Genomic DNA, 24,099 nt, shown 5'->3' on the forward strand with positions numbered 1-24,099 from the left:
CGTATGAGTCCAAATACAAGTTCATTTGCCGTCCTAGCTATAGCAGTCATTTTGCTGCTCATGTTAATAGGATTTATATACATTTGGATCTTTATCGCCAAAAAGTCGAATCTTCATAGAGCTTTAAATATGAGGAGAAAAAAGCAAAAGCAGAAAAGAAGCAGATCCAGCCGCTTTATGGATCCATTGTTAAAAGCTGCAAAATATGCCAGACCAACAGCCGGAAAATATACATTTTTTACGAATAAATCCCAGGAAGAACGTTTACTGGTAATAGCTGGAAGTCCTTTTGGCCTCACGCATGACCTGTTTCACAGCCTTCGTTTTGTACTCGGCCTAGGACTCCTTATGTATTCAGTCATCTATGTTTTATTGGGGTTGCCGTTTGGTTTAATTGGTATGCTTTTCCTTCCAATGTTAGGTTATTTCGGTCCATTAGTTTGGCTGAACTTAAAAGCGAAGGAAAGACAAGAACTGATCAGTGCAGCGATGCCGGATTTTCTTGATACAGTCAGTGTTACGCTGTCTGCCGGTGTTGGTATTGATCAAGCGCTTCACCAGGTGACCAAACAATTCGATGGTCCGCTTATTGAAGAAATCGAGCAGTTTAATCGGGAAGTAGATTTAGGTGTTCCTCGCAAGACAGCTTATATGAATCTATTAGCAAGGAATAAATCGAAAGAGCTGGAAATGCTGGTCAATTCCTTGATCCAAGGTCAAACGCTTGGTGTTCCCGTTTCAACTACATTTAGATTGCAGGCTGAAGACTTGCGTGCAATGAGAGGATTTAAGGCGAAAGAAAAAGCAGCAAAAGCGAGTCCTCAAATCACACTGATCACTACATTTTTTGTTGCACCAGCTGTTTTCGTCTTAATTATAGGTTTACTGTTTTTAAATGTCGTGTATAACCCTGGCGCATTCGGACTGGATATCTTGTTCGATTAGCCAGATGTAAAAAAACTAATTAAATTAAAAGGGAGAGGATTTTAATGATGAACAAATTATATGCTAAGGCACAAAACAAGATGGAAACTTACAAAGGCTATGTAAATAACGAAGAAGGTGCTCAAGCACTTGAATGGATTGCTTTAGGAACAGTAGTAATCGCAGTTATGGCAGCTATTGCTACAGGTGTTTCTGGAAACGCTAGCGGTTTAGGGCAAGCTATTATTGGTAAGCTTTCACAATTAATCAGTAGCATCAACTAATTCTATGAAACGATTAAACATTAGAAAATATCTTAAAAATCAAAAGGGTTCACAGCTCATTGAGTTTGTGGCTGTGTTCCCTATGGTTATTTTCGCCATGCTTTTTATATGGCAAATGGCCTTAGTAGCTTATACAGTTGTCGTTTCAGAAGCAGCAGCAAGAGATGGAGCACGTGTCGCTTCCGTTAAGGGTGACTATCAAGCGACTGTTCAAAAGTCAGCCTCTGGATTAGATGTACAAGCATCACATGGTTATGGCAGCAGTTCATATGGAGAAGAAGTAACGGTAACGGTTACCTCTAAAGTTCCAACTGTATCTATTCCTTTTGTAGGTAGAATCGATTATTCACTCGATGCGGATGCAACCATGCCGATGGAGGAGGATGAAGCGGATGAAGATTAAGCATGTTGATAATGAAAAAGGAAGCACCCTTTTAGTTGTCATGGGGTTATTAATGGCCTCGATCTTCATTAGCTTCATCTTTTTTGATTTCTTTACAACGTTTGCTACCAAACGTGTAAGTCAAACAAGTGCTGATGCAGCAGCTCTTGCAGCCTCTAATGAAGCAAAGGAAGTTTATAACAAAGAACTTACGAAAGAATTGAAAGACCGAATGGACGAATTAAAGAAAGATGCAGAAAAAGAGAAAGAAAAAGAAGGCGAAGGGGAAGAACCTCCAGCTGAAGATGATGGTTTATTAGATGGGATCTTTGATGGAGTTGGAAAAGAAATGCCTGCTGACTTGGAGGCATGGCTTGAGGATCCGACTGTAGATGTGGATTTAAACGATGCATTAAAGTATTTGTTTGAAGAAGAAGAAGTGAATCAAATTGCATGCGGCGCTATTAACGCCAACCGTTCACGAATTGAAGAAGCTGCTAGACATTATGCAACAAAAAATAAAAGTGATGACGTTGAAGTGGAATTCTTTTATAACAATGCATTTCAAATCTATGTAGAAGTAAAAAAAGGAGCGGAATTTGTAACTGTTGATGAAGAAGCGTTAGGAGAGAACAATCAAGTAAAAGCTAACGCTTCGTCAGTTATTCAATCTCCAAAAGGGATAAACATCATTTGTAATTAATTTCTTTGCAGAGGGAGAGGACGGAATGAATATAAAATATCCTGCCTCTTTTGTAATGTTATTCATGCTTTTTGTTAGCCTGCTTATAGGTCCAAGTTTTAGCGCAGCAGCCAGTACGGATACATTGCAATTTGAGGATCAGAGGTTGTCGCCAACTGAACAGGAAAATGGAGGATCTTCACCAGGTGGAGGAAGCGGAAGTACAGTTGATCCTGGTTCAGTTGAGAGTGGCCAAAAAGATAACCCAATAGGGGATATTTTTAATAGGGTAGGAGACTTTTTTGATGACGCTGGAGAAGCTGTTGTTGATGCCTGGGACTATACCACCGACAAAGTTTCGGACGGCTGGGACTATACTGTTGATAAGGTAAGTGATGGTTGGGACTATACAACGGAAAAAGTTTCTGATGGTTGGGATTATACAACTGGTTTGGCTACCGATGCATGGAACGGTGTGGAAAACTGGTGGAATGATCTGCCTCCATGGGTACAGGATTCTATAAAAACTGCCGGCGGAATTGCTGCCGCAGGAGCGGTGATTGCCGGATTAATTGCAGCGGGTGTGATTGCAGCACCAATCGGAGTTGTCGCTGGAGCAGGAGCTTTAATCGGTGGAGGAGTATATGCTCTTTTAACAGCAGGAACGGATAATTATAGTTTCCTAGGGTCGCTGCTGGCCACTGGAGCTGGTGCATTGTCGCTAGGGGCAGGGCAAGCGTTTTTAGGAACTGCTGTTTTGACAGGTGCAAGAAACTTATTCTCCATTGGTTTTGGTCAGCAGCTTGTAATTGAAACAGGTTATTCTTTCCTAACAGGAAAAGCGTTTAATTTAAGAGACGCATTAATAGAGTCAACTTCAACAGGAGTAACGGCTTTATTAACATTAGGGTTAGGTGCAAGAGTAGCTAATGCTTCTAAGCTTGGAAAATGGGGATGGACCGGATTTGGGGCACTTACAACCGGTATCTTTGGATCTGGAGTTGAATACTTTACACAAGGGAGTACCAGTTGGGAAACATTCGGAATAAATGTGGTAGCAGGAGGTATTTTAACAAGATATGCTGCTCCATTAGTTCATAAGATTGGTGAAAAAATGAGTGCTACATTTGCGCATGCAGGTTTTGTTGATACTGTTACTATGGGTGTTGAAACAGTTGAAAAAGGTGTAAGTAAAGGTTTTACAGATGGAACGAAATGGGCTTGGGAAAAGACTAAGTCAGGCTATAATAAAGCAAAAGACGCATTTATCAGTCTAAAGGGGAAATTAGGTTGGTAGGCAGTTTTAAAGGGGCAGGTGTTTAATTTGAAAGAATACTCATCAATAAATATGAAACCTATTTTTATCATAATTGCTATTTTTATTTTTATCGGGTTTTTATTAGAAAATAATAGTTTTCAAGCTTTTCTGGATGATAACAGCTTCTTAAGGTATATATTTGGTTTTGGTGCTTTCTTTGCATCAATTCTTATTTCATATTTCTTTATTAAAGGAAAAACAGGACAGAAATTCTCATGGAAACTTTTGTTGATAGCGATCTTGTTTTCAGCCATTTTTATTGCTTTTGCACTTTTAAAAAAGTTTAGCTGATGAAGTCTGATCATTCATTAAAGGTTTTAATTCTGCTATGTATAGGAATAACCCTGCTTGGTGTTATTTTCTCAAATGAAGCAGTTGTTTCTTATTTTAATAACAATCCAATTCTTAATTATTTTTTAATAGGGGTTGTTTTATTAGCAGGTGTTTTTGGAGCAGTAATTTTTGTTATGGGTAGAACGGGGCAAAAGTTTTCTCTAAACATTTTTGTAATCGGGTTAGTGCTAGCCATGATTTTTATTGCTTTTGGTTTAATGAAGAAATTTATTTAAGAATAAAGGTATTGAAATGAGCGAGAATAAATCTTTGTTACTTATAACTGTTATGGCTATGGTTGGTATTATCTTAGTGGTTTTGAAATTACATAATTTTTTTGAAGGTACTCAATCTTTAGTTTTTGTAATAGGAATCATACTTAGTGTAATTCTATCAATTACCTTTGTTATGGGACGAACAGGTAAACCCTTTTCGATTAAGCTTCTTATAGTAGCTGTATTTGTTTCAGCAGTTTTTTTAGGGTTTGGCATATTAAAGAAGATTTTGTAGTTTAGAGTGAAGATATTTATGATTTCATATCTTAGATTGATTAATAACCATATAAGGAGATTGGACATGAAAACGTTGCTGAAAAGCAAGCTCGCTTTAAAAATATCTCTTCTATGCTTAATTGCTGTGCTTTCTGCTTGTTCTGATTCTGAATCGGCTTCTACCAAAGAAAAAGAAGTGAAGAAGGCAGAAGTGGAAAAAGAAAAAATACCAGAAGCTGCAGATGATGTGGAAGATATGATCAATGAAGGACCAGGCTTCGCACTTGAAAAAGAGGACGAAGAGATAAAGAAACAGCTAGAAAAATATCCTAATAAGTTAAAAGGTGAAGAAGCATATAATCTAGCTGTTTTTCTTGGGGCTGCTGAATACCAGAAAGTCTTTAAGCTTTATGATGATTACAATCCTGGTTTTAATGATGTTGAAGGTGCACCTGGCAGTGATGCTAAACCGAGAAATTTAGTACTCCTTCTAGATTCAAGCGGAAGCATGAATGGAAAAGTAGATGGCGGCGTTAAGATGGATTTGGCTAAACAGGCCATCTCTAATTTTGCTTCAAAAGCGAATAAAGAAGATCGTGTCATGCTAAGGGTATATGGACATAAAGGAACAAGCAAAGATAGCGATAAAAAGGTTTCCTGCGAGAGTCATGAAGTGGTTTATCCATTATCTGAATATGATCAAGCAGCATTCTCTGAATCTCTCAATACATTTAAGCCAGCAGGATGGACACCGATTGCTGGATCTATTCAACAGGTTGAAAAAGATTTAGCTGGTCAGGCGAATCCTGAGACTGAGACGATCGTATACATAATCAGTGATGGTGTGGAAACATGTGATGGAGATCCTGTGGAAGCGGCACGCGCGCTGCACAATTCTTCATTAAAAGCTCAAGTCAATATCATCGGTTTTGACGTTGATGACAAAGGACAACAGCAATTGAAAGCCACTGCAGAAGCAGGCGGCGGTGAGTACAAAACCGTTCGTAATGCGAGCGAGCTAAACAGCATCTTCAAAACATTAATGGAACAAGCATGGGAAGGTATTAAAAAAGATCAGTGGGCAGCGAACTCTGGTACACAAGTAAACTATGCGTATGTAGACAAGCTAGAGGTGCTTAACGAACTGAAATTTAGAGTATCCGATGTTGTTTCCACAGAGGCAATGGGTCTCAATAATATGATAGGTGCCATGGAACAAGAGAAAATGATTACTTTAGAAGAAGCAGAGAAAGCAAGAGCTAAAGTAAAAGAAAGAGAAGAAAAGATAAAAAAATATAACGAGGAAAAGTTTGAAGAACTGAAAAAGCAAACAGATGAAGAGAAAGATAGAGTCTTTAAACTGATTAATGAAGCATCACAAAATTAGAACGTACAACTAGAGATGGCCACCCCATCTCTTTCTTTTTGAATACGTTTAGAGGAGATTAACAAAATGAAAACTAAACTTATGAGTATGGTTCTTTCACTTTTTGTAGCTGCCCTGACCGCCTGCAGCGCAGATCAAGATGCTTCTAATCAACCCGAAAAAGAAAAAAAGGACAAATACACCGCACTTGCTGAAGAAGCTAACAAAGATGAAAAGTTAGAGAAGCTTGAGTTGCTTCCTTATGCGGAAGAGGTTGAAGCTTCTTTATCAAGCCCGAAATATAAAGAGTTTACGACGAACTCTAGTGTTTTAGTCAAAGGAAAAGCAAAAAAGTATAGCGGATTTACGTCTGATTACGTGTGGATCAAGGTTAGAAGTGAAGAGGAAGGTCCTAATGGCCGTGAATTCAGCTATTATGCACCTATTAAAGACGGGAAGTTTGAGCAGAGAGTACAGCTCTTTAACGGTAAGGGAAACTATTCTGTAAAAGTCAGTGTGCCTAGTGATAAAGCGGAAGATTATTTTTACGATATCGTAGAGTTTGCTGTGGAAAACGTGAATCCAGAAGTGAAGCGTGACGTAGCACTCACAAAAAATGCTCTTAAACACGGATTGGTGTTAAAAAATTCAATAAATGGGTATATGGAAATAGATGGATTTTTTGAATTAGCGGGAGAAGTAGAAGATACCAGTGTAGAACAGCTTATGGTTGAACTTAAAAAAGAGAGTGAATCTACAAAAATCATGATTCCTGTAGAGAAGGGAAAGTTCAGCAAGAAAATCCCTCTTTATTATGGGGAAGGGGTTCATGAAGTCCAAATCATGACACCGAAAGAAGGAATGACGGACTTTTACTCTGAAGCGGCAAATCTGTATGTGAAAAATCTATCAAGTGAATCCTATGAACCTATTAAGTACTCTTCGGCTTACAAAGAAAAAGGCTTCAACCTTGAGACCCCTGAAGTTGGCGGTGAAAAAACAGATCTCACTTATACGATTAAAGGAAGTATTAAACCTAGCGGAAAAGATGCCAATAAAACAGATGTCGTATTTGTTCAAACCAAAAAGGATAATCAGAAAGCTATGTATGCCATCCCGGTAAAGAACAATGAGTTTGAAGGTGAGTTTTTCCTGCGTTTTGGCCCGGGTAAGTACGAAGTTTCTTTAATGGCGCCTGATTTTACATTAACGAATGGATATGTTCAGCACTTTGTAGGAGTAGCGGGTTTTACAGTAGAGAACACAAATGCAAAAGACCAGCGGTTTACTTTGCCTTCAAGAGGGATTCAGTCAGATGCCCCTGTAATTAAAAAGTTGGCCGATCAGCTGACAAAGAATAAGAAAACGGAAAAAGAAAAGGCGCTTGCTGTATACGAATATGTAGCGAAAAACGTGAGCTATGATGTGGAGAAACTGAACAATCGCACATTTGAATTTGATGATAGTGCATTGAAAACGTTGGATGAGAAAAAAGGCGTATGTCAGGATTTCGCTTATTTGGCTATTGCTTTGTTGCGTGCAAGTGGATTGGAAACACAGATGGTGACAGGATACGCTGGTCAAAACCATGCATGGGTAGAGACAAAAGTGGATGGACGCTGGCTGACGATGGATCCGACGTGGGGTTCAGGATACCTTCAGAACAACAAGTTCGTACCTAAATTCACGATGGAATACTTCGATCCAAAACCATCAGAGTTTCAGAAGACACATACGAAGAAAGAAATAGAATTTTAAGTAATTGAGGTGCAGATTTGTCTAAAAAAGAAAAGCGCTGGAGAAGAGTTTATTTACTCCTTTTTATCTTAATTTATGGAATGGTTGCCCCCTTAAGCTTAATCTTGTTCTTTGCAGGGGAAGAGTCATTTCCGTTCTTTATCATTCCTGTTGTCATTGCGCTGCCTGTTATGAAGCAAAATCATATTCAAAAAATTAGAGAGAAAGAAATGAGTGTTTAACTAACACTTTAGAAAAGCTAGATGAACTTATCCAAGAACGGTATGAAAAACTTATACACTATGCCAAAGAGAAACATGAAGCGAAAAAAGCAGCTCTTAAGCCTGAAAGAGAACGTGTAATAGGACTTATTCAAAAAGCGGCAGATGAAGCCAGAACCTAACAGTAAAGGAAGGTAATTTATTTTGAACAAGTTAAAAATGTTGCTAATGGTTGCAGCTGCGTTGGTCCTTATAACAGGATGCAGTGATTCCGAAAAAGCAGATACAAAAAATGATGAAGTGTCAAAAGAGAAAAAGAACACTGACGAAAAAGAAAAAGTAAAAACAGTAGATAAAAAAGCTGATGCTCCAAAAGACCAAGGAGATTATAAGGTATGGTTTGAAGGAGATGTGGAACGTAAAGGCAAGTTAATTACAGTAAAAGGGAAAACCAACCTATTACCAGAGTCTAGACTTATGATCGGAATGGACAGTGTTGAAGGTACTATTATTGGGGGGAATGAATCCTTACAGGTAAATGATGATGGAACTTTTAACACCGAACTAGAAATCCCTAATGAATATAAAGGGTTGATCAAAGTATCAATTAAATTCGAACCAAGTTCAGACAATCAACCTATTAAGGACCACTATGGGGAAAATGGTGAAAAGCTTGAAGGATCCTTTGTTAGAATCAATGAAGATTCAGCGGCAAAGCAAAGTATAGCTTTATTAACATTTGAAGTTCCTCAAGATGTATCTAACGCAACCATAGCAATCGAAGAACCAAAATGGGATAAGCCTGAAGATTATGGCTCAGAGATAATTCGGATTGAAGAACCTGACATTGAAAAAGATGATAGATATCTATATGTTGAAGGAAAAACGAATTTATTAGAAGGAACTCGATTAAGAGGGAGACTTGATATCCCTGGTTTTTTTACTTCGGGCTTTCAAGATGTAGTTGATGTTAATCCTGACGGTTCATACAAAATGATAATTGAGAAACCGCAAACAAACGAAAAACTGAAAGATGTAAAAGAATATGAGTTAGTAATCAGTATGAATCTTGGTGATAACAGCTGGCAATCAATAAAAGAAGCTTACGGAGAGAACGGGGAAAAACTCCAGGGTGAGTTTATAGTAGAAGAAAGCAACTCAAAAACAGCAGAAAAGAAAATATCAATTGTGGAATAATCACTTTGCCCAGCTCTTTAAGTAGCCGGGCCTTTTTAAATGTTTAACAATTGCACAATAAGAGAAAAATGTACAAGAGAAAGGCGGGATTCCGAGATGAGCTATGAAGATTTAGCACTGCATACAGATAAGTACCAGATTAATATGATGTACGCCCATTGGAAAAACGGAACTCATAATAATATTAGAGTTTTTGAAGCTTTTTTTCGAAAAAATCCTTTTAAAAGTGGATTTGCGGTATTTGCTGGTCTTGAGCGAATTATCCATTATGTTAACCACTTGCGTTTTAATGAAGATGATATCTATTATTTAAGAACACAGGAAGAGCAATATGATGAGGACTTCTTAACAGAATTGAAGAACTTTCAATTTACCGGGGAGCTCTTTTCCGTAAAAGAAGGGACGGTTGTTTTTCCAAACGAACCTTTAATTAGAATTAAATGCCGTGTGTTCGAGGCTCATTTGCTGGAGACAGCTCTCCTCAACTTTATGAACTATCAGACACTGATTGCAACAAAGGCGGCGCGCATCCGTCATATTGCAAAAGATGATCAGTTAATGGAATTCGGCACACGCCGAGCTCAAGAGGCGGATGCAGCGATCTGGGGTGCGCGTGCCGCGTACATTGCCGGGTTTGATGCAACTTCAAACATGCGCGCAGGAAAGCTTTTTGGGATTCCTACAAAAGGAACGCACGCACATGCATGGGTTCAAGATCATGATTCTGAAGAAGAGGCTTTTGAACGTTTCGCAAAAGCACTGCCTGATCAAAGTATTCTTCTAGTTGATACTTATAATACATTAAAAAGCGGAGTTCCAAATGCTATAAAAGTTGGGTTGAAGATGAAGGAAGAAGGAAAGTCGCTGAAGGGAATTCGACTGGACAGCGGTGATTTAGCTTACTTCTCTATCCAAGCCCGTAAAATGTTGGATGAAGCTGGACTCAACGATACAGTGATTGTTGCAAGTAACGATTTAGATGATGATGTTATTACAGATCTGAAATCGCAGGGTGCAAAAATCACATCTTGGGGTGTCGGAACACAGCTGATTACGGCATCAGACCAGCCAGCACTTGGCGGTGTATATAAAGTGGTAGCAAAATATGAAGATGGTGAGTACGTCCCTACAATTAAAATCTCTTCTAATGTAGAAAAGATAACTACACCTGGATACAAAAAGGTGTATAGAATTATCAATAGTAAGGGAAAAGCGGAAGCCGATTATATTGCTATGGAGGATGAAGTAATCCCTGAAAAAGACATCAAGCTTTTCGATCCGATACACACCTATAAAAATAAGGTTGTATCTTCTTTTACTGCAGAAAAGCTGCTTCAGCCTATATATATAGAAGGAAAGCTTGTTTATGAGCTGCCTAATCTGGGGGAAATCCGCAGTTATCACCAAACGCAGCTTCAGTTGTTCTGGCCGCAGCATTTAAGAAGATTAAATCCTCAAGAATACTTTGTAGACCTTTCTGAAAAAGTGTGGAAGACGAAAAACGACCTTTTAGAAAAGTATTCATTATAGGACTCAAAACCTCTTTTCCGATGTGAAAAGAGGTTTTTTAATAAAAACTTAAAAAAACCGTTGACGGTGCACCAGAACGCTGATATAGTAATAAACGTTGTTGCTTTTCTTACATATTTATCGACAAAAACAAACAAAACTTTTTTAAAAAAGTAGTTGCATCACAAAGATGATGTGTGGTAAGATAGTTTTTGTCGCTGCTTTAAGAAAGTAACGCGATGAAGTTCTTTGAAAACTGAACAAAAGCAAAGGTAAGGAATTAAGAATTAATTCCGTCAGTAACAAATTAGAGCAAGTCAAACACTTTTATGGAGAGTTTGATCCTGGCTCAGGATGAACGCTGGCGGCGTGCCTAATACATGCAAGTCGAGCGAATGAAGAGGAGCTTGCTCCTCTGATTTAGCGGCGGACGGGTGAGTAACACGTGGGTAATCTGCCTGTAAGACGGGGATAACTCCGGGAAACCGGGGCTAATACCGGATAATAAGAAGAAACGCATGTTTCTTTTTTGAAAGTCGGTTTCGGCTGACACTTACAGATGAGCCCGCGGCGCATTAGCTAGTTGGTGAGGTAACGGCTCACCAAGGCGACGATGCGTAGCCGACCTGAGAGGGTGATCGGCCACACTGGGACTGAGACACGGCCCAGACTCCTACGGGAGGCAGCAGTAGGGAATCTTCGGCAATGGGCGAAAGCCTGACCGAGCAACGCCGCGTGAGCGATGAAGGCCTTCGGGTCGTAAAGCTCTGTTGTTAGAGAAGAACAAGTACGAGAGTAACTGCTCGTACCTTGACGGTACCTAACCAGAAAGCCACGGCTAACTACGTGCCAGCAGCCGCGGTAATACGTAGGTGGCAAGCGTTATCCGGAATTATTGGGCGTAAAGCGCGCGCAGGCGGTCTCTTAAGTCTGATGTGAAAGCCCACGGCTCAACCGTGGAGGGTCATTGGAAACTGGGAGACTTGAGTGCAGGAGAGAAAAGTGGAATTCCACGTGTAGCGGTGAAATGCGTAGAGATGTGGAGGAACACCAGTGGCGAAGGCGGCTTTTTGGCCTGTAACTGACGCTGAGGCGCGAAAGCGTGGGGAGCAAACAGGATTAGATACCCTGGTAGTCCACGCCGTAAACGATGAGTGCTAGGTGTTGGGGGGTTCCACCCTCAGTGCTGAAGTTAACACATTAAGCACTCCGCCTGGGGAGTACGACCGCAAGGTTGAAACTCAAAGGAATTGACGGGGGCCCGCACAAGCAGTGGAGCATGTGGTTTAATTCGAAGCAACGCGAAGAACCTTACCAGGTCTTGACATCCTCTGATCACTCTAGAGATAGAGCTTTCCCCTTCGGGGGACAGAGTGACAGGTGGTGCATGGTTGTCGTCAGCTCGTGTCGTGAGATGTTGGGTTAAGTCCCGCAACGAGCGCAACCCTTGACCTTAGTTGCCAGCATTCAGTTGGGCACTCTAAGGTGACTGCCGGTGACAAACCGGAGGAAGGTGGGGATGACGTCAAATCATCATGCCCCTTATGACCTGGGCTACACACGTGCTACAATGGATGGTACAAAGGGTTGCGAAGCCGCGAGGCCAAGCCAATCCCAAAAAGCCATTCTCAGTTCGGATTGTAGGCTGCAACTCGCCTACATGAAGCCGGAATTGCTAGTAATCGCGGATCAGCATGCCGCGGTGAATACGTTCCCGGGCCTTGTACACACCGCCCGTCACACCACGAGAGTTTGTAACACCCGAAGTCGGTGGGGTAACCCTTTTGGGAGCCAGCCGCCGAAGGTGGGACAGATGATTGGGGTGAAGTCGTAACAAGGTAGCCGTATCGGAAGGTGCGGCTGGATCACCTCCTTTCTATGGAGATTATGAAACAGCTTCGACTGTTTCGTAAGTACACCTTTTGCCTTTTGTTCAGTTTTGAAGGAACTTTATACTTCCTTTAGGGGCCTATAGCTCAGCTGGTTAGAGCGCACGCCTGATAAGCGTGAGGTCGATGGTTCGAGTCCATTTAGGCCCACCATTTAAATTTTATATTCCTAGAATATGGGGCTTTAGCTCAGCTGGGAGAGCGCCTGCCTTGCACGCAGGAGGTCAGCGGTTCGATCCCGCTAAGCTCCACCATTGCACATCTTATGGATGATGCATTTTTAAATTGTGTTCTTTGAAAACTAGATATCGACATCCAAACAAAGTAATGCAAGGCAGATAGATTATTTATCTGCGCCAAAGCAAGAATCTTTGATGTGTAAACATCATATAAGGTTAAGCTAGAAAGGGCGCACGGTGGATGCCTTGGCACTAGGAGCCGAAGAAGGACGGGACGAACACCGATATGCCTCGGGGAGCTGTAAGTAAGCACTGATCCGGGGATTTCCGAATGGGGGAACCCACCATCCGTAATGGGATGGTATCCATATCTGAATACATAGGGTATGAGAAGGCAGACCCGGGGAACTGAAACATCTAAGTACCCGGAGGAAGAGAAAGCAAATGCGATTTCCTGAGTAGCGGCGAGCGAAACGGAAACAGCCCAAACCAGAGGGCTTGCCCTCTGGGGTTGTAGGACACTCTACATGGAGTTACAAAGGAACGAAGTAGGTGAAGCGGTCTGGAAAGGCCTGCCAAAGAAGGTAACAGCCCTGTAGCTGAAACTTCGTTCCCTCCTGAGTGGATCCTGAGTACGGCGGGACACGTGAAACCCCGTCGGAATCCGGGAGGACCATCTCCCAAGGCTAAATACTCCCTAGTGACCGATAGTGAACCAGTACCGTGAGGGAAAGGTGAAAAGCACCCCGGAAGGGGAGTGAAAGAGATCCTGAAACCGTGTGCCTACAAGTAGTCGGAGCCCATTAACGGGTGACGGCGTGCCTTTTGTAGAATGAACCGGCGAGTTACGATCCCGTGCAAGGTTAAGTTGAATAGACGGAGCCGCAGCGAAAGCGAGTCTGAATAGGGCGACATAGTACGTGGTCGTAGACCCGAAACCGTGTGATCTACCCATGTCCAGGGTGAAGTTCAGGTAACACTGAATGGAGGCCCGAACCCACGCACGTTGAAAAGTGCGGGGATGAGGTGTGGGTAGGGGTGAAATGCCAATCGAACACGGAGATAGCTGGTTCTCCCCGAAATAGCTTTAGGGCTAGCCTCGCGGCAAGATTCCTGGAGGTAGAGCACTGATTGGACTAGGGGCCCCCACAGGGTTACCGAATTCAGTCAAACTCCGAATGCCAGAGAATTATCCGCGGGAGTCAGACTGCGAGTGATAAGATCCGTAGTCAAAAGGGAAACAGCCCAGACCATCAGCTAAGGTCCCAAAGTATACGTTAAGTGGCAAAGGATGTGGAGTTGCCCAGACAACCAGGATGTTGGCTTAGAAGCAGCCACCATTTAAAGAGTGCGTAATAGCTCACTGGTCGAGTGACTCTGCGCCGAAAATGTAACGGGGCTAAACGTATCACCGAAGCTATGGCTTGTACCTTTAGGTACAGGGGTAGGGGAGCGTTCGAAGTGCAGTGAAGTCAGACCGGAAGGACTGGTGGAGCGCTTTGAAGTGAGAATGCCGGTATGAGTAGCGAAAGACAAGTGAGAATCTTGTCCATCGAAAGCCTAAGGTTTCCTGAGGAAGGCTCGTCCGCTCAGGGTTAGTCGGGGCCTAAGCCGAGGCTGAAAAGCGTAGGCGATGGATAACAGGTTGATATTCCTGTACCACCTCCTTTCCGTTTGAACAATGGGGGGACGCAGTAAGGTAGGGTGAGCGCACTGATGGAATAGTGCGTCTAAGCAGTTAGGCTGTTGGATAGGCAAATCCGTCCAACGTGAAGGCTGAGCTGTGATGGCGAGGGAAATTTTAGTACCGAAGTCCCTGATCCTACACTGCCAAGAAAAGCCTCTAGGGAGGAAAGAGGTGCCCGTACCGCAAACCGACACAGGTAGGCGAGGAGAGAATCCTAAGATGATCGGGAGAACTCTCGTTAAGGAACTCGGCAAAATGACCCCGTAACTTCGGGAGAAGGGGTGCTCTGATAGGGTTTATCGCCCGAGAGAGCCGCAGTGAATAGATCCAAGCGACTGTTTAGCAAAAACACAGGTCTCTGCGAAACCGCAAGGTGAAGTATAGGGGCTGACACCTGCCCGGTGCTGGAAGGTTAAGAGGAGGGGTTATCCCTTACGGGAGAAGCTCTGAATTGAAGCCCCAGTAAACGGCGGCCGTAACTATAACGGTCCTAAGGTAGCGAAATTCCTTGTCGGGTAAGTTCCGACCCGCACGAAAGGTGTAACGACTTGGATACTGTCTCAACGAGAGACCCGGTGAAATTATAGTACCTGTGAAGATGCAGGTTACCCGCGACAGGACGGAAAGACCCCATGGAGCTTTACTGCAGCTTGATATTGGATTTTGGTACAGCTTGTACAGGATAGGTAGGAGCCTGAGAAGCCGGAGCGCCAGCTTCGGTGGAGGCGTCGGTGGGATACTACCCTGGCTGTATTGAAATTCTAACCTTGAACCGTGATCCGGTTCGGAGACAGTGTCAGGCGGGCAGTTTGACTGGGGCGGTCGCCTCCTAAACAGTAACGGAGGCGCCCAAAGGTTCCCTCAGAATGGTTGGAAATCATTCGCAGAGTGTAAAGGCACAAGGGAGCTTGACTGCGAGACCTACAAGTCGAGCAGGGACGAAAGTCGGGCTTAGTGATCCGGTGGTTCCGCATGGAAGGGCCATCGCTCAACGGATAAAAGCTACCCTGGGGATAACAGGCTTATCTCCCCCAAGAGTCCACATCGACGGGGAGGTTTGGCACCTCGATGTCGGCTCATCGCATCCTGGGGCTGAAGTAGGTCCCAAGGGTTGGGCTGTTCGCCCATTAAAGCGGTACGCGAGCTGGGTTCAGAACGTCGTGAGACAGTTCGGTCCCTATCCGTCGCGGGCGCAGGAAATTTGAGAGGAGCTGTCCTTAGTACGAGAGGACCGGGATGGACACACCGCTGGTGTACCAGTTGTTCCGCCAGGGGCATAGCTGGGTAGCTACGTGTGGACGGGATAAGTGCTGAAAGCATCTAAGCATGAAGCCCCCCTCAAGATGAGATTTCCCATCACGTTAAGTGAGTAAGACCCCTTAGAGATGATGAGGTTGATAGGTCTGGTGTGGAAGCGTGGCGACACGTGGAGCTGACAGATACTAATCGGTCGAGGGCTTATCCTTAAAATTGCACGAAACGTTTGGAAACGTCGTATCTAGTTTTGAGAGAACATACTCTCTATATAATTGGTTCAGTGATAATGGCGAAGAGGTCACACCCGTTCCCATACCGAACACGGAAGTTAAGCTCTTCAGCGCCGATGGTAGTTGGGGGTCTCCCCCTGTTAGAGTAGGACGTCGCTGAGCCATACATATTCCACAGTAGCTCAGTGGTAGAGCTATCGGCTGTTAACCGATCGGTCGTAGGTTCGAGTCCTACCTGTGGAGCCATATTGGAGAGCTGTCCGAGAGGTCGAAGGAGCACGATTGGAAATCGTGTATACGGTCAACCCCGTATCAAGGGTTCGAATCCCTTGCTCTCCGCCAGATACATACCTCTCTAACTTTAAACACTGGCCCGTTGGTCAAGCGGTTAAGACACCGCCCTTTCACGGCGGTAACACGGGTTCGAATCCCGTACGGGTCACCATTTTTATACATAACCAACTTTATATTATATGGAGGATTAGCTCAGCTGGGAGAGCACCTGCCTTACAAGCAGGGGGTCGGCGGTTCGAACCCGTCATCCTCCACCATTAACTTTTAATACTTTATATCATCGCGGGGTGGAGCATGGAGCGTAAGCTTCTGTGAAATCACGACGACATGTCTCGTGGATACGCTTCTAAGATAAACATGTAGAGGAAGAGACAGTCAATATCATACTCGGATACATCGTCCGAAACTTTTATATCATCGCGGGGTGGAGCAGTCTGGTAGCTCGTCGGGCTCATAACCCGAAGGTCGCAGGTTCAAATCCTGTCCCCGCAACCAATATTATTTCATGAAAAACGTCGAGATTCTTCTTGACCATGAAATATCTGGAGTGCCCATAGGGTGCAACCAATTTTATTTATGAACATGGACTCGTGGTGTAGTGGTTAACATGCCTGCCTGTCACGCAGGAGATCGCCGGTTCGACCCCGGTCGGGTCCGCCATTTTTATTTTCTGGTGGTTTTTACATTCAAGAGATTTAACTCTTGGCTCGATAGCTCAGTCGGTAGAGCAGAGGACTGAAAATCCTCGTGTCGGCGGTTCGATTCCGTCTCGAGCCACCATTTTTTTTGCCGGTTTAGCTCAATTGGTAGAGCAACTGACTTGTAATCAGTAGGTTGGGGGTTCAAGTCCTCTAGCCGGCACCAGTTTTTTCTTCCTTAATTGGAATAAAAAACGTATTGAAAATAGGTCGTAAATAACTTACAATAGAACCTGTCTTCATTTTGTGGAGGGGTAGCGAAGTGGCTAAACGCGGCGGACTGTAAATCCGCTCCCTCCGGGTTCGGCGGTTCGAATCCGTCCCCCTCCACCATTTATTTATAAACATATTTATCCTTACAGGGGCATAGTTTAACGGTAGAACGAAGGTCTCCAAAACCTTTGGTGTGGGTTCGATTCCTACTGCCCCTGCCATTTAAATTATATTGTGGCGGTCGTGGCGAAGTGGTTAACGCATCGGATTGTGGTTCCGACATTCGGGGGTTCGATTCCCCTCGTCCGCCCCATTTATGTGTTGGGCTATAGCCAAGCGGTAAGGCAACGGACTTTGACTCCGTCATGCGTTGGTTCGAATCCAGCTAGCCCAGCCATTTTTTATATTTATGAATGAGATATTTTTGCGGAAGTAGTTCAGTGGTAGAATACAACCTTGCCAAGGTTGGGGTCGCGGGTTCGAATCCCGTCTTCCGCTCCATTTGAATTTTATCTGGCGGCATAGCCAAGTGGTAAGGCACGGGTCTGCAAAACCCTTATCCCCCGGTTCGAATCCGGGTGCCGCCTCCATACAAGTTTTAAAAGCTTTACAATGCCGGTGTGGCGGAATTGGCAGACGCGCACGACTCAAAATCGTGTTCCTTCTGGAGTGTCGGTTCGACCCCGACCACCGGTACCATTACATACTAACTTTTAAGTCAATGCTAAACGGCATTGGCTTTTTTATCTTCCTTTTAATGTGTTCATGCCCAGATGTGAACCTCTTTCTTGTACATTGAATAGTTAAGTATAAGGGGGGGGAAACATATGTATAGAGTGCAGCTTGGGACGATCATAGGTTATGTTTTAATCACAGTTTGTATTACCTCTTTAATTTTCTTAGTTTCTGATATTGCCCGCTATATGAATGTGATTGAAATCATGATAGGTAAAATATTTTATTCCATGAGGCTTATCATTGTTTTTATAACAATCCTAATTATTTCAGTTCTTTTTCTTTTTAGAAATTATAGATGAGCAAGCGTTCTTACAAACGTAGGAATGCTTTTTTTGTTTCCTTAATCGTGACATAAAGTTTTACTAAGAAAATAAATTTAAGGAGTGATGTCTTTTTAGAAGGGGGTAATAAGTTTTGTTTAAAGAATTTTTTGATTTTAAAAAGCTAAAAAAAGAATGGATTTATTTTGGGGCAATCACCTTTGTGTTAGTTTTGGTTAGCTTGTATTGTGCACATGCATGGGGTTATAATAAAGCTTCTATTTTGTTAGATGATAAAAAAATAACGGCTTATGAGATTAATGAAGAGATAGAGAGTTTGAAAAATGATCTGGCTGTTATTGAAGAAAAAGTAGCTGATGCAGGAGAGGAACAGAGCAATAAACAAGCAGAATTGAGTCAAATGAACTCTGAGTATGAGGAAGTTACAAGTATAATTAATCAAAGAGATGATGTTCAGAAGGATTATGATTCACTTTTACAACAAGTTGAAGAAAAAGATGAAGAGATAAAAGCTCTTAACCAGCATATTTCTGATAAACAAAAAGAACTCGACAAAATCACAAAAGGTATTGTTATCAAAAAGAAAGAGCCGAGAGTGTTAGTTGCTGGAGTTTTTATAGCCGGAAAAGATATACCACCGGGCCGATACAAAGTTGAACCGAACAGGGGATCAGGAAATTATTTTGTGAACGGCGGAGCAAAAGTAAATATCATCTTAGGTAAAGGTGATGATTTTTACTTGCCTGAATATGTGTTTGAATTAGATGAAGGCGATGAAATTGAAGCAACTTTGTCTGTAAAGTATATACTTGTTGAGTAAAATTGAATCAATTTTTTAAAAGAACTTGTCATAAATCCAATACATGCTGCTTATATATAAAACAAGTTAGTTGTAGGTTTTAATGCAGGGCTTCGTTGACTCAATGAAGCCCTGCATTTTTTTTGATTGGGGCTTTAAATAAAATATTGAGGATTTTACATGGTTTATTGAAACTTCCACATGATATATTCACTAAATCACTCATTATATTCACCAAAGCCATTGATATATTGACATAAACCCTTATTATATTGATGAAGCTACAGAATTCGACACTCCAGCCTCATAATTTAAACACCTGTTTAAATCAGCTGAATCTCAGCCGTCCCGCCATTCACCTGTGTGAACATTTTAGCCATCGACTCCAACATTTCACGAGCTTCACTTTCATCCATAGATGGCTGCAAATAAACGATATGCATCGCATTCCTAACGCTCTCATCCACCATCGTCCGCTTAGAATCGACGATAGGGCTGCCAAACGCTCCGATCGAGTCTGCAGACAGCAGTTTCCCCTCCATATTCATCTCTCGGCCGTTTAGTCCTTCATATGTATCTTCAACACCGCCGATCCTTACTTCCACATCGCCTTCAATTTTATCAAGGTTATAAAGTCCGATTGGTATAGCAAATCGAATGGAGAAGAAATTATTAACGTCTACACCTGAATTGATAGCTGGGAGATCTTTGCCGCTTAACACACGGCGCAGCAGTGCTTCTGACGCGGGGCGGTACCGTGATGGGTCTGTGCCAAGCTTTTTAAATACAGATCGGTATTCGGCTACACCTGGGTAATCAGCAGCTGTTTTGCCTTCCAGTTTTAAGGATTCTAGAAATAGCTGGAATCTGCCTTTTATCATTTGCGGAGACTCGCTAATCGCGATATCATGGTATGTAATTGTGCCTATTTTAAACTGCGGGACAAGTTCCTTTATTTTTGCCGATATTGTTATCATAAGTGAACCCCGTTTCTTAAATATATATATGTAGTTTACCATAAAGATTGAAAATAAATATGAAAGGAGGGATATGCGTGACAGGTGCCCAGTTGAAAGAAGAGATTGTTGCATATAGTAAAGAAATCGGAATAGATAAAATTGGCTTCGCTGATGCTGATGTTTTTGCTGAGTTAAAAGAAAGACTTCGGATTCAGCAAGATCTTCAATACCAATCAGGATTTGAAGAGAAGGACATTGACAAAAGAACAGAGCCTGAACGGCTTCTAACAGGAGCTTCAAGCATCATTTCGATCGCTCTCGCATATCCCTCCAAAATGAAAAATGCTCCGAAAAGTATTAAAGGGGAGCGAAGAGGTATTTTTTGCAGAGCATCATGGGGTAAGGATTATCACCATATATTAAGAGAAAAGCTTGCACTGCTTGAGGCCTTTATTATAGAGAGAGTTCCAGATGCTAATATAAAATCTATGGTTGATACAGGTGAACTGTCCGACCGGGCTGTGGCTCAAAGAGCTGGGATTGGATGGAGTGCCAAAAACTGTGCGATTATGTCACCTGAATTTGGCTCCTATATGTATCTTGGCGAAATGATTACTAATATCGCCTTTCCGGCAGACACACCAATGGAAGATCAATGCGGTTCATGCAATAAATGTGTAGAGGCATGTCCCACAGGTGCACTTGTACAGGGAGGGCAGCTCGATTCATCAAAGTGTATCGCGTTCTTAACCCAGACTAAAGATTTCTTGCCGGATCAATACAGAGAAAAGCTAGGCAACCGTTTATATGGGTGTGATACATGTCAGACTGTATGTCCCGAAAACAAAGGGAAAGATTTTCATCACCATGCAGAAATGGAGCCGGATCCTGAAATTGCAAAGCCTCTTTTACAGCCTTTATTGACGATGAGCAATAGAGATTTCAAAGAAAAATTCGGGCATGTTTCCGGAAGCTGGAGAGGTAAGAAACCAATTCAGAGAAATGCGATTATAGCATTGGCCCATTTTAGAGAAGAAGCTGCAATACCTGATTTAGTTTACTTATTAAAAAATGATCCAAGACCTGTTATAAGAGGGACTGCTGCTTGGGCAATTGGTAAAATAGGCGGACATGAAGCAGAATTAGAACTTTCATCAGCAAAAGAGCGCGAAAAAGACGATTTAGTGGCGCTAGAGATAGATAAAGGACTTAAAATGCTTCGAAATCAAGAAATTTCGTAATCGCATATCTTTAAAGTGTCCGATATAGTAAGGTCAAGTAATGAAAAGAAGGGATAATTATGTGTCAGATTAAAACGTTACTCTATTATGAAGAAATGGAAAGCGTAATCGGACCGTTAACAATCATTGCAACGGAGAACGGAATCTGCCGTCTCGATTTTGGTTCAATGGAGGATAACCTTCCATCTTTACGTTCTTGGATGGCTAAGCATTTTATTAAAGGGGAACTTATTCATTCTCCTGAATATCTAGCAGATGCTGTTCACCAATTAAATGCTTATTTTGCAGGCAACCTGCACGAGTTTAACATCCGCTATGATTTGTTTGGTACGGCATTTCAGAAAAAAGTTTGGAACCAGCTAACGAGCATTCCATATGGACTAACATGTTCTTATAAGGAAGTGGCTCAAGGAATCGGTGCACCAAAGGCTGTTCGTGCTGTCGGCAGTGCGAATAACCAGAATCCTGTACCTGTTTTTATTCCGTGTCACCGCGTTATTGGAAGCAATGGTGCACTTGTAGGATATGGCGGAGGATTAGACAAAAAAGAAATATTATTATCGATCGAACAGAATAGCTGCAAGAAAACATCATAGAGCCCTTCAAGGGTTCTTTTTTTTTATACACCTCTCATATGTTAAAAGAAGCAGGGAGGTATGTCTGATGTGGATGGAGACGCTAAAGCAATATATTCAAAATCAGTCCCAATGGATGATACATGCGGATGCAGATGGAAGGGGCTTCTTTTTAAAAGATGAACAGGAAAGCTTTATGCGAAAAAAACAAATGTATACCGATAGAAATGCATTTATCGTTAATAATCAGGCGAACGGAAGTGTATTGCGGACTACGGAAACGGAAGACAAAATCCATGTGGATTATCTTGTCCATTATAGTTTTCTAATTAAACATGGATTTGATTTTTACGTAGAGGAAATGTCTCAGGAGAGGCGTGCTATTTTTTTTCAAGATGGAGAAATGAAAAGTGATGAGCCTGCTAATGCTGAAGGCAATTATCGGGAACTGCCGAAGATCGAACGTGAGAATAAATCCATTGCACCGACAAAGGGCGGTTATGACAGGCTGGCAGCCGTACGGTATGCGGAACGCTGGTGGAATACGTATAATCCTGCTTATAAATCATTTGAGAATGACTGCACCAACTATATCTCACAAAGTATTCATGCAGGTGGAATTCCAATGACCCCGCAATCCATTAAGTCAAAAGGCTGGTGGATGAGGAACAATTCCTGGAGCTACAGCTGGTCGGTGGCAAATGCGTTAAGATGGTACTTAAGCGGTTCGAAATCAAGCCTGCAGGCTCAAGAGAAATCAGCTGCCCACCTTTTACTGCCTGGTGACGTTATCTGCTATGATTTTGACGGTGATGGGCATTATCAGCATACGACGATTGTAGTTGCTAAAGATCCGTCGGGAGAACCTCTTGTAAATGCTCATACAACCAACAGCAGAATGCGTTATTGGGGCTATGAGGATTCAACAGCATATACGAAAAGAATTCAGTATAAATTTTTTCATATTCTATAAGAGTAAAGCTCGCCAGCTAGAGTGATATTCCTGAAAAAGTGCTATAATAAGTACTTGTTGGAATATTGTTTTTGAGGTGAACTTTCTTGGCTATACATGTTGTTTTATATGAACCATTGATTCCTGCGAACACAGGAAATATCGCACGTACATGCGCGGGTACAGGTACACACTTGCATCTGATTCATCCATTGGGTTTTTCTTTAGAAGACAAGTACTTAAAGCGTGCAGGTCTTGATTATTGGGAACACGTTAAAATTCATCACCATGATTCATTGGATGCTTTTTATAAGGAATATCCGGCAGGCGAATTTTATTATATAACGAAATTCGGAGAACAGACGTATTCTGATTTCGATTATTCGGATTCTGAGAAAGATGTCTTTTTTGTATTTGGAAAAGAAACGAAGGGACTGCCAAGGGAAGTAATTGATGCAAACATGGATCGATGTCTGCGTATTCCAATGAACGATCATATTCGTTCATTGAACTTATCAAACACAGCAGCAATTCTGATTTATGAAGCATTACGTCAGCAAAGTTTCGGGGAGTTAAAATAGGTTCATCTCTAAAAGATTGTTGGTTTAAGATCAATCTCTTCATTGGCAAGTTAATTGGAGTGCAAGGTGTGAGACTCCTGCGGGACGAGTGGGACAGGTGAGACTACTAACGGCGCAAAGCGGCAGTAGGCTCACCGCCCGCCCCACGGAAAGCGAGCATCCTGGAGCGGAAATTAACCACTTTCAAGAGCAACAGAGTTTCCAAAAACAGAGGGAAATAAAAAAACGTCCTTATCAATGAGGGACGTTTTTGCTTCCATATGTATTATGGATTAGTTTTTTCCAGGACGATCGTTATAGCCTGCTGTAAAGATTGCAGTCAGGAAGGCGAGCATCACGAGTAGGATGAGGATAAAATCCATCTGAACTCCTCCTTTGAAAGTAGTCTTATTCTTTCCAATCTCTCTCCCCATTATAAATGAAAACGGTTTTCATGTGAATGTATTTCTGCGAAAGTTTACAAATTGAGGGGGATATGAGTAACAGAATGAAGAAAAACGTTTATATGACGGGTTACCTCCCGTTATTTTCGATCATCTTATTTAGCTGTGGATTCGCCATTTACCTGGAACGGCTTGTTATTAAAAAGCTTAAATATTTTGGCGTTTACCAAGGGATGCTCGAATTATTTGAGAGCCATGTGATTCATTTATCAGTTGGTTTTTGTTTGTTCTTATTATTCTTTATGGTTTTTGCGGCTTTAAAACTTTTCTCGGATGCACTGACTCATTTAAGCATGTTCTTTTTTTCTAAAGATACGGAAGGTGTTCTGCTGCAGCAAGGGAAAAGCGGCGGCTGGTTTTTCTTTGGCGGGGGAATGCTTGCGATTGTATTCAATCATTCCATATTTCTGATGTTTATCGTGTTCATTGCGGCTGCTCTCGTTTATTTCTTCTATTTTCTTTTGAAGGTCGGATCGAGTTTGTCAACGGCAGGTATCATCGGTATGGTCTTTATGCATTTGTTCTTCTGGACAGGGTTCGGCTTGCTTGTTGTATATACTCTCTTGCGATTGTATAACGCATTTGTAGCGTCGATTACATAATAGTTTTGGCTGAGTGACTTTTGTCGGAGAATGTCGA

General features: G+C 42.2%; 21 protein-coding genes, 17 tRNA genes and 3 rRNA genes. 40 read left to right on the top strand and 1 reads right to left on the bottom strand.

Features of this window, described 5'->3' with window-relative positions:
- Positions 1 to 3: 3 nt before the first annotated feature.
- From ABE41_RS02875 to ABE41_RS03045, 35 genes are all read left to right on the top strand, one after another.
- The gene (locus ABE41_RS02875) at positions 4 to 945 is read left to right on the top strand and encodes a type II secretion system F family protein (protein ID WP_066286346.1); all 942 of its coding nucleotides are present in this window, start codon (positions 4 to 6) and stop codon (positions 943 to 945) included.
- 44 nt (positions 946 to 989) lie between these two features.
- Positions 990 to 1,208, top strand: a complete 219-nt coding sequence (locus ABE41_RS02880) for a hypothetical protein (RefSeq protein ID WP_066286349.1) — start codon at positions 990 to 992, stop codon at positions 1,206 to 1,208.
- A 4-nt stretch (positions 1,209 to 1,212) separates the two neighbouring features.
- Entirely contained in the window at positions 1,213 to 1,611 is a 399-nt protein-coding gene (locus ABE41_RS02885; RefSeq protein WP_066286351.1) for a TadE/TadG family type IV pilus assembly protein, read from the top strand.
- Entirely contained in the window at positions 1,601 to 2,293 is a 693-nt protein-coding gene (locus ABE41_RS02890) for a pilus assembly protein TadG-related protein (protein WP_066286353.1), read from the top strand. Before ABE41_RS02885 ends, ABE41_RS02890 begins: the two co-directional genes overlap by 11 nt.
- Positions 2,294 to 2,318: 25 nt before the next feature.
- Complete coding sequence (locus tag ABE41_RS02895; RefSeq protein WP_066286355.1) at positions 2,319 to 3,569, top strand: hypothetical protein; 1,251 nt, start codon at positions 2,319 to 2,321, stop codon at positions 3,567 to 3,569.
- Positions 3,570 to 3,596: 27 nt separating this feature from the next.
- Entirely contained in the window at positions 3,597 to 3,881 is a 285-nt protein-coding gene (locus tag ABE41_RS02900; RefSeq protein WP_066286357.1) for a hypothetical protein, read from the top strand.
- Positions 3,881 to 4,159, top strand: a complete 279-nt coding sequence (locus ABE41_RS02905) for a hypothetical protein (RefSeq protein WP_066286360.1) — start codon at positions 3,881 to 3,883, stop codon at positions 4,157 to 4,159. The genes ABE41_RS02900 and ABE41_RS02905 overlap by 1 nt, the downstream gene beginning before the upstream one ends.
- Positions 4,160 to 4,175: 16 nt before the next feature.
- A complete protein-coding gene (locus tag ABE41_RS02910) occupies positions 4,176 to 4,433 on the top strand; it encodes a hypothetical protein (protein WP_066286365.1) in 258 nt (85 codons plus the stop codon).
- A gap of 66 nt (positions 4,434 to 4,499) precedes the next feature.
- Positions 4,500 to 5,801: a vWA domain-containing protein gene (locus ABE41_RS02915; RefSeq protein ID WP_066286369.1), complete on the top strand. Its 1,302-nt coding sequence runs from the start codon at positions 4,500 to 4,502 to the stop codon at positions 5,799 to 5,801.
- Between the two features lie 66 nt (positions 5,802 to 5,867).
- Complete coding sequence (locus ABE41_RS02920) at positions 5,868 to 7,538, top strand: transglutaminase domain-containing protein (protein ID WP_066286370.1); 1,671 nt, start codon at positions 5,868 to 5,870, stop codon at positions 7,536 to 7,538.
- Between the two features lie 17 nt (positions 7,539 to 7,555).
- Positions 7,556 to 7,759 (top strand): hypothetical protein, encoded by a 204-nt coding sequence (locus ABE41_RS02925; RefSeq protein WP_066286373.1) that lies wholly within the window; start codon positions 7,556 to 7,558, stop codon positions 7,757 to 7,759.
- Positions 7,760 to 7,942: 183 nt separating this feature from the next.
- Complete coding sequence (locus tag ABE41_RS02930; RefSeq protein ID WP_066286375.1) at positions 7,943 to 8,935, top strand: hypothetical protein; 993 nt, start codon at positions 7,943 to 7,945, stop codon at positions 8,933 to 8,935.
- A 96-nt stretch (positions 8,936 to 9,031) separates the two neighbouring features.
- Positions 9,032 to 10,465 (top strand): nicotinate phosphoribosyltransferase, encoded by a 1,434-nt coding sequence (locus ABE41_RS02935; RefSeq protein WP_066286377.1) that lies wholly within the window; start codon positions 9,032 to 9,034, stop codon positions 10,463 to 10,465.
- A 305-nt stretch (positions 10,466 to 10,770) separates the two neighbouring features.
- Positions 10,771 to 12,320, top strand: a 16S ribosomal RNA gene (locus ABE41_RS02940).
- 89 nt (positions 12,321 to 12,409) lie between these two features.
- A tRNA-Ile gene (locus ABE41_RS02945) sits at positions 12,410 to 12,486 on the top strand.
- A gap of 25 nt (positions 12,487 to 12,511) precedes the next feature.
- Positions 12,512 to 12,587: transfer RNA gene (locus ABE41_RS02950), tRNA-Ala, on the top strand.
- Positions 12,588 to 12,726: 139 nt separating this feature from the next.
- Positions 12,727 to 15,665 (top strand): 23S ribosomal RNA (locus ABE41_RS02955).
- Between the two features lie 67 nt (positions 15,666 to 15,732).
- Positions 15,733 to 15,848, top strand: a 5S ribosomal RNA gene (rrf, locus tag ABE41_RS02960).
- The 16S, 23S and 5S rRNA genes sit together here with 17 tRNA genes alongside, the layout of an rRNA operon.
- 9 nt (positions 15,849 to 15,857) lie before the next feature.
- Positions 15,858 to 15,932 (top strand) — tRNA-Asn (locus tag ABE41_RS02965).
- Positions 15,933 to 15,936: 4 nt separating this feature from the next.
- Positions 15,937 to 16,028 (top strand) — tRNA-Ser (locus ABE41_RS02970).
- Between the two features lie 28 nt (positions 16,029 to 16,056).
- Positions 16,057 to 16,131, top strand: a tRNA-Glu gene (locus ABE41_RS02975).
- A 30-nt stretch (positions 16,132 to 16,161) separates the two neighbouring features.
- A tRNA-Val gene (locus tag ABE41_RS02980) sits at positions 16,162 to 16,237 on the top strand.
- Positions 16,238 to 16,398: 161 nt separating this feature from the next.
- Positions 16,399 to 16,475, top strand: a tRNA-Met gene (locus ABE41_RS02985).
- Between the two features lie 89 nt (positions 16,476 to 16,564).
- Positions 16,565 to 16,640: transfer RNA gene (locus ABE41_RS02990), tRNA-Asp, on the top strand.
- Positions 16,641 to 16,684: 44 nt separating this feature from the next.
- Positions 16,685 to 16,760 (top strand) — tRNA-Phe (locus tag ABE41_RS02995).
- Between the two features lie 8 nt (positions 16,761 to 16,768).
- Positions 16,769 to 16,844, top strand: a tRNA-Thr gene (locus tag ABE41_RS03000).
- 82 nt (positions 16,845 to 16,926) lie between these two features.
- A tRNA-Tyr gene (locus tag ABE41_RS03005) sits at positions 16,927 to 17,011 on the top strand.
- 27 nt (positions 17,012 to 17,038) lie between these two features.
- Positions 17,039 to 17,112, top strand: a tRNA-Trp gene (locus tag ABE41_RS03010).
- A gap of 16 nt (positions 17,113 to 17,128) precedes the next feature.
- A tRNA-His gene (locus ABE41_RS03015) sits at positions 17,129 to 17,204 on the top strand.
- Between the two features lie 9 nt (positions 17,205 to 17,213).
- Positions 17,214 to 17,288, top strand: a tRNA-Gln gene (locus ABE41_RS03020).
- Between the two features lie 29 nt (positions 17,289 to 17,317).
- Positions 17,318 to 17,392, top strand: a tRNA-Gly gene (locus ABE41_RS03025).
- A gap of 14 nt (positions 17,393 to 17,406) precedes the next feature.
- Positions 17,407 to 17,481: transfer RNA gene (locus ABE41_RS03030), tRNA-Cys, on the top strand.
- 24 nt (positions 17,482 to 17,505) lie between these two features.
- Positions 17,506 to 17,590 (top strand) — tRNA-Leu (locus ABE41_RS03035).
- A 128-nt stretch (positions 17,591 to 17,718) separates the two neighbouring features.
- Positions 17,719 to 17,928: a hypothetical protein gene (locus ABE41_RS03040; protein WP_066286379.1), complete on the top strand. Its 210-nt coding sequence runs from the start codon at positions 17,719 to 17,721 to the stop codon at positions 17,926 to 17,928.
- Positions 17,929 to 18,043: 115 nt separating this feature from the next.
- Entirely contained in the window at positions 18,044 to 18,730 is a 687-nt protein-coding gene (locus ABE41_RS03045; RefSeq protein WP_066286381.1) for a coiled-coil domain-containing protein, read from the top strand.
- Positions 18,731 to 19,032: 302 nt separating this feature from the next.
- Here ABE41_RS03045 and ABE41_RS03050 read toward each other — a convergent pair whose 3' ends face one another.
- A complete protein-coding gene (locus ABE41_RS03050) occupies positions 19,033 to 19,686 on the bottom strand; it encodes a B3/B4 domain-containing protein (protein WP_066286383.1) in 654 nt (217 codons plus the stop codon).
- Positions 19,687 to 19,745: 59 nt separating this feature from the next.
- Between ABE41_RS03050 and queG the strand changes: the two genes are divergently transcribed.
- The 5 genes from queG (at position 19,746) to ABE41_RS03075 (ending at position 24,062) form a co-directional block, all read left to right on the top strand.
- The gene (gene queG / locus ABE41_RS03055) at positions 19,746 to 20,909 is read left to right on the top strand and encodes a tRNA epoxyqueuosine(34) reductase QueG (protein WP_066286385.1); all 1,164 of its coding nucleotides are present in this window, start codon (positions 19,746 to 19,748) and stop codon (positions 20,907 to 20,909) included.
- Between the two features lie 59 nt (positions 20,910 to 20,968).
- Positions 20,969 to 21,505 carry a methylated-DNA--[protein]-cysteine S-methyltransferase gene (locus ABE41_RS03060; protein WP_066286387.1) on the top strand — a complete coding sequence of 179 codons (537 nt, stop codon included), beginning with the start codon at positions 20,969 to 20,971 and terminating at the stop codon, positions 21,503 to 21,505.
- Positions 21,506 to 21,572: 67 nt separating this feature from the next.
- On the top strand, positions 21,573 to 22,457 hold the full coding sequence (locus ABE41_RS03065; RefSeq protein ID WP_066286391.1) for an amidase domain-containing protein: 885 nt from the start codon (positions 21,573 to 21,575) through the stop codon (positions 22,455 to 22,457).
- 86 nt (positions 22,458 to 22,543) lie between these two features.
- Positions 22,544 to 23,017, top strand: coding sequence for a tRNA (uridine(34)/cytosine(34)/5-carboxymethylaminomethyluridine(34)-2'-O)-methyltransferase TrmL (gene trmL / locus ABE41_RS03070; protein WP_066286395.1), 474 nt, complete (start codon positions 22,544 to 22,546; stop codon positions 23,015 to 23,017).
- A gap of 487 nt (positions 23,018 to 23,504) precedes the next feature.
- Positions 23,505 to 24,062: a DUF5366 family protein gene (locus tag ABE41_RS03075; protein ID WP_083207626.1), complete on the top strand. Its 558-nt coding sequence runs from the start codon at positions 23,505 to 23,507 to the stop codon at positions 24,060 to 24,062.
- Positions 24,063 to 24,099: the final 37 nt, after the last annotated feature.

The sequence above is a fragment of the Fictibacillus arsenicus genome (assembly GCF_001642935.1).
In the GTDB taxonomy this organism is placed as follows: Bacteria; Bacillota; Bacilli; order Bacillales; family Fictibacillaceae; genus Fictibacillus; species Fictibacillus arsenicus_B.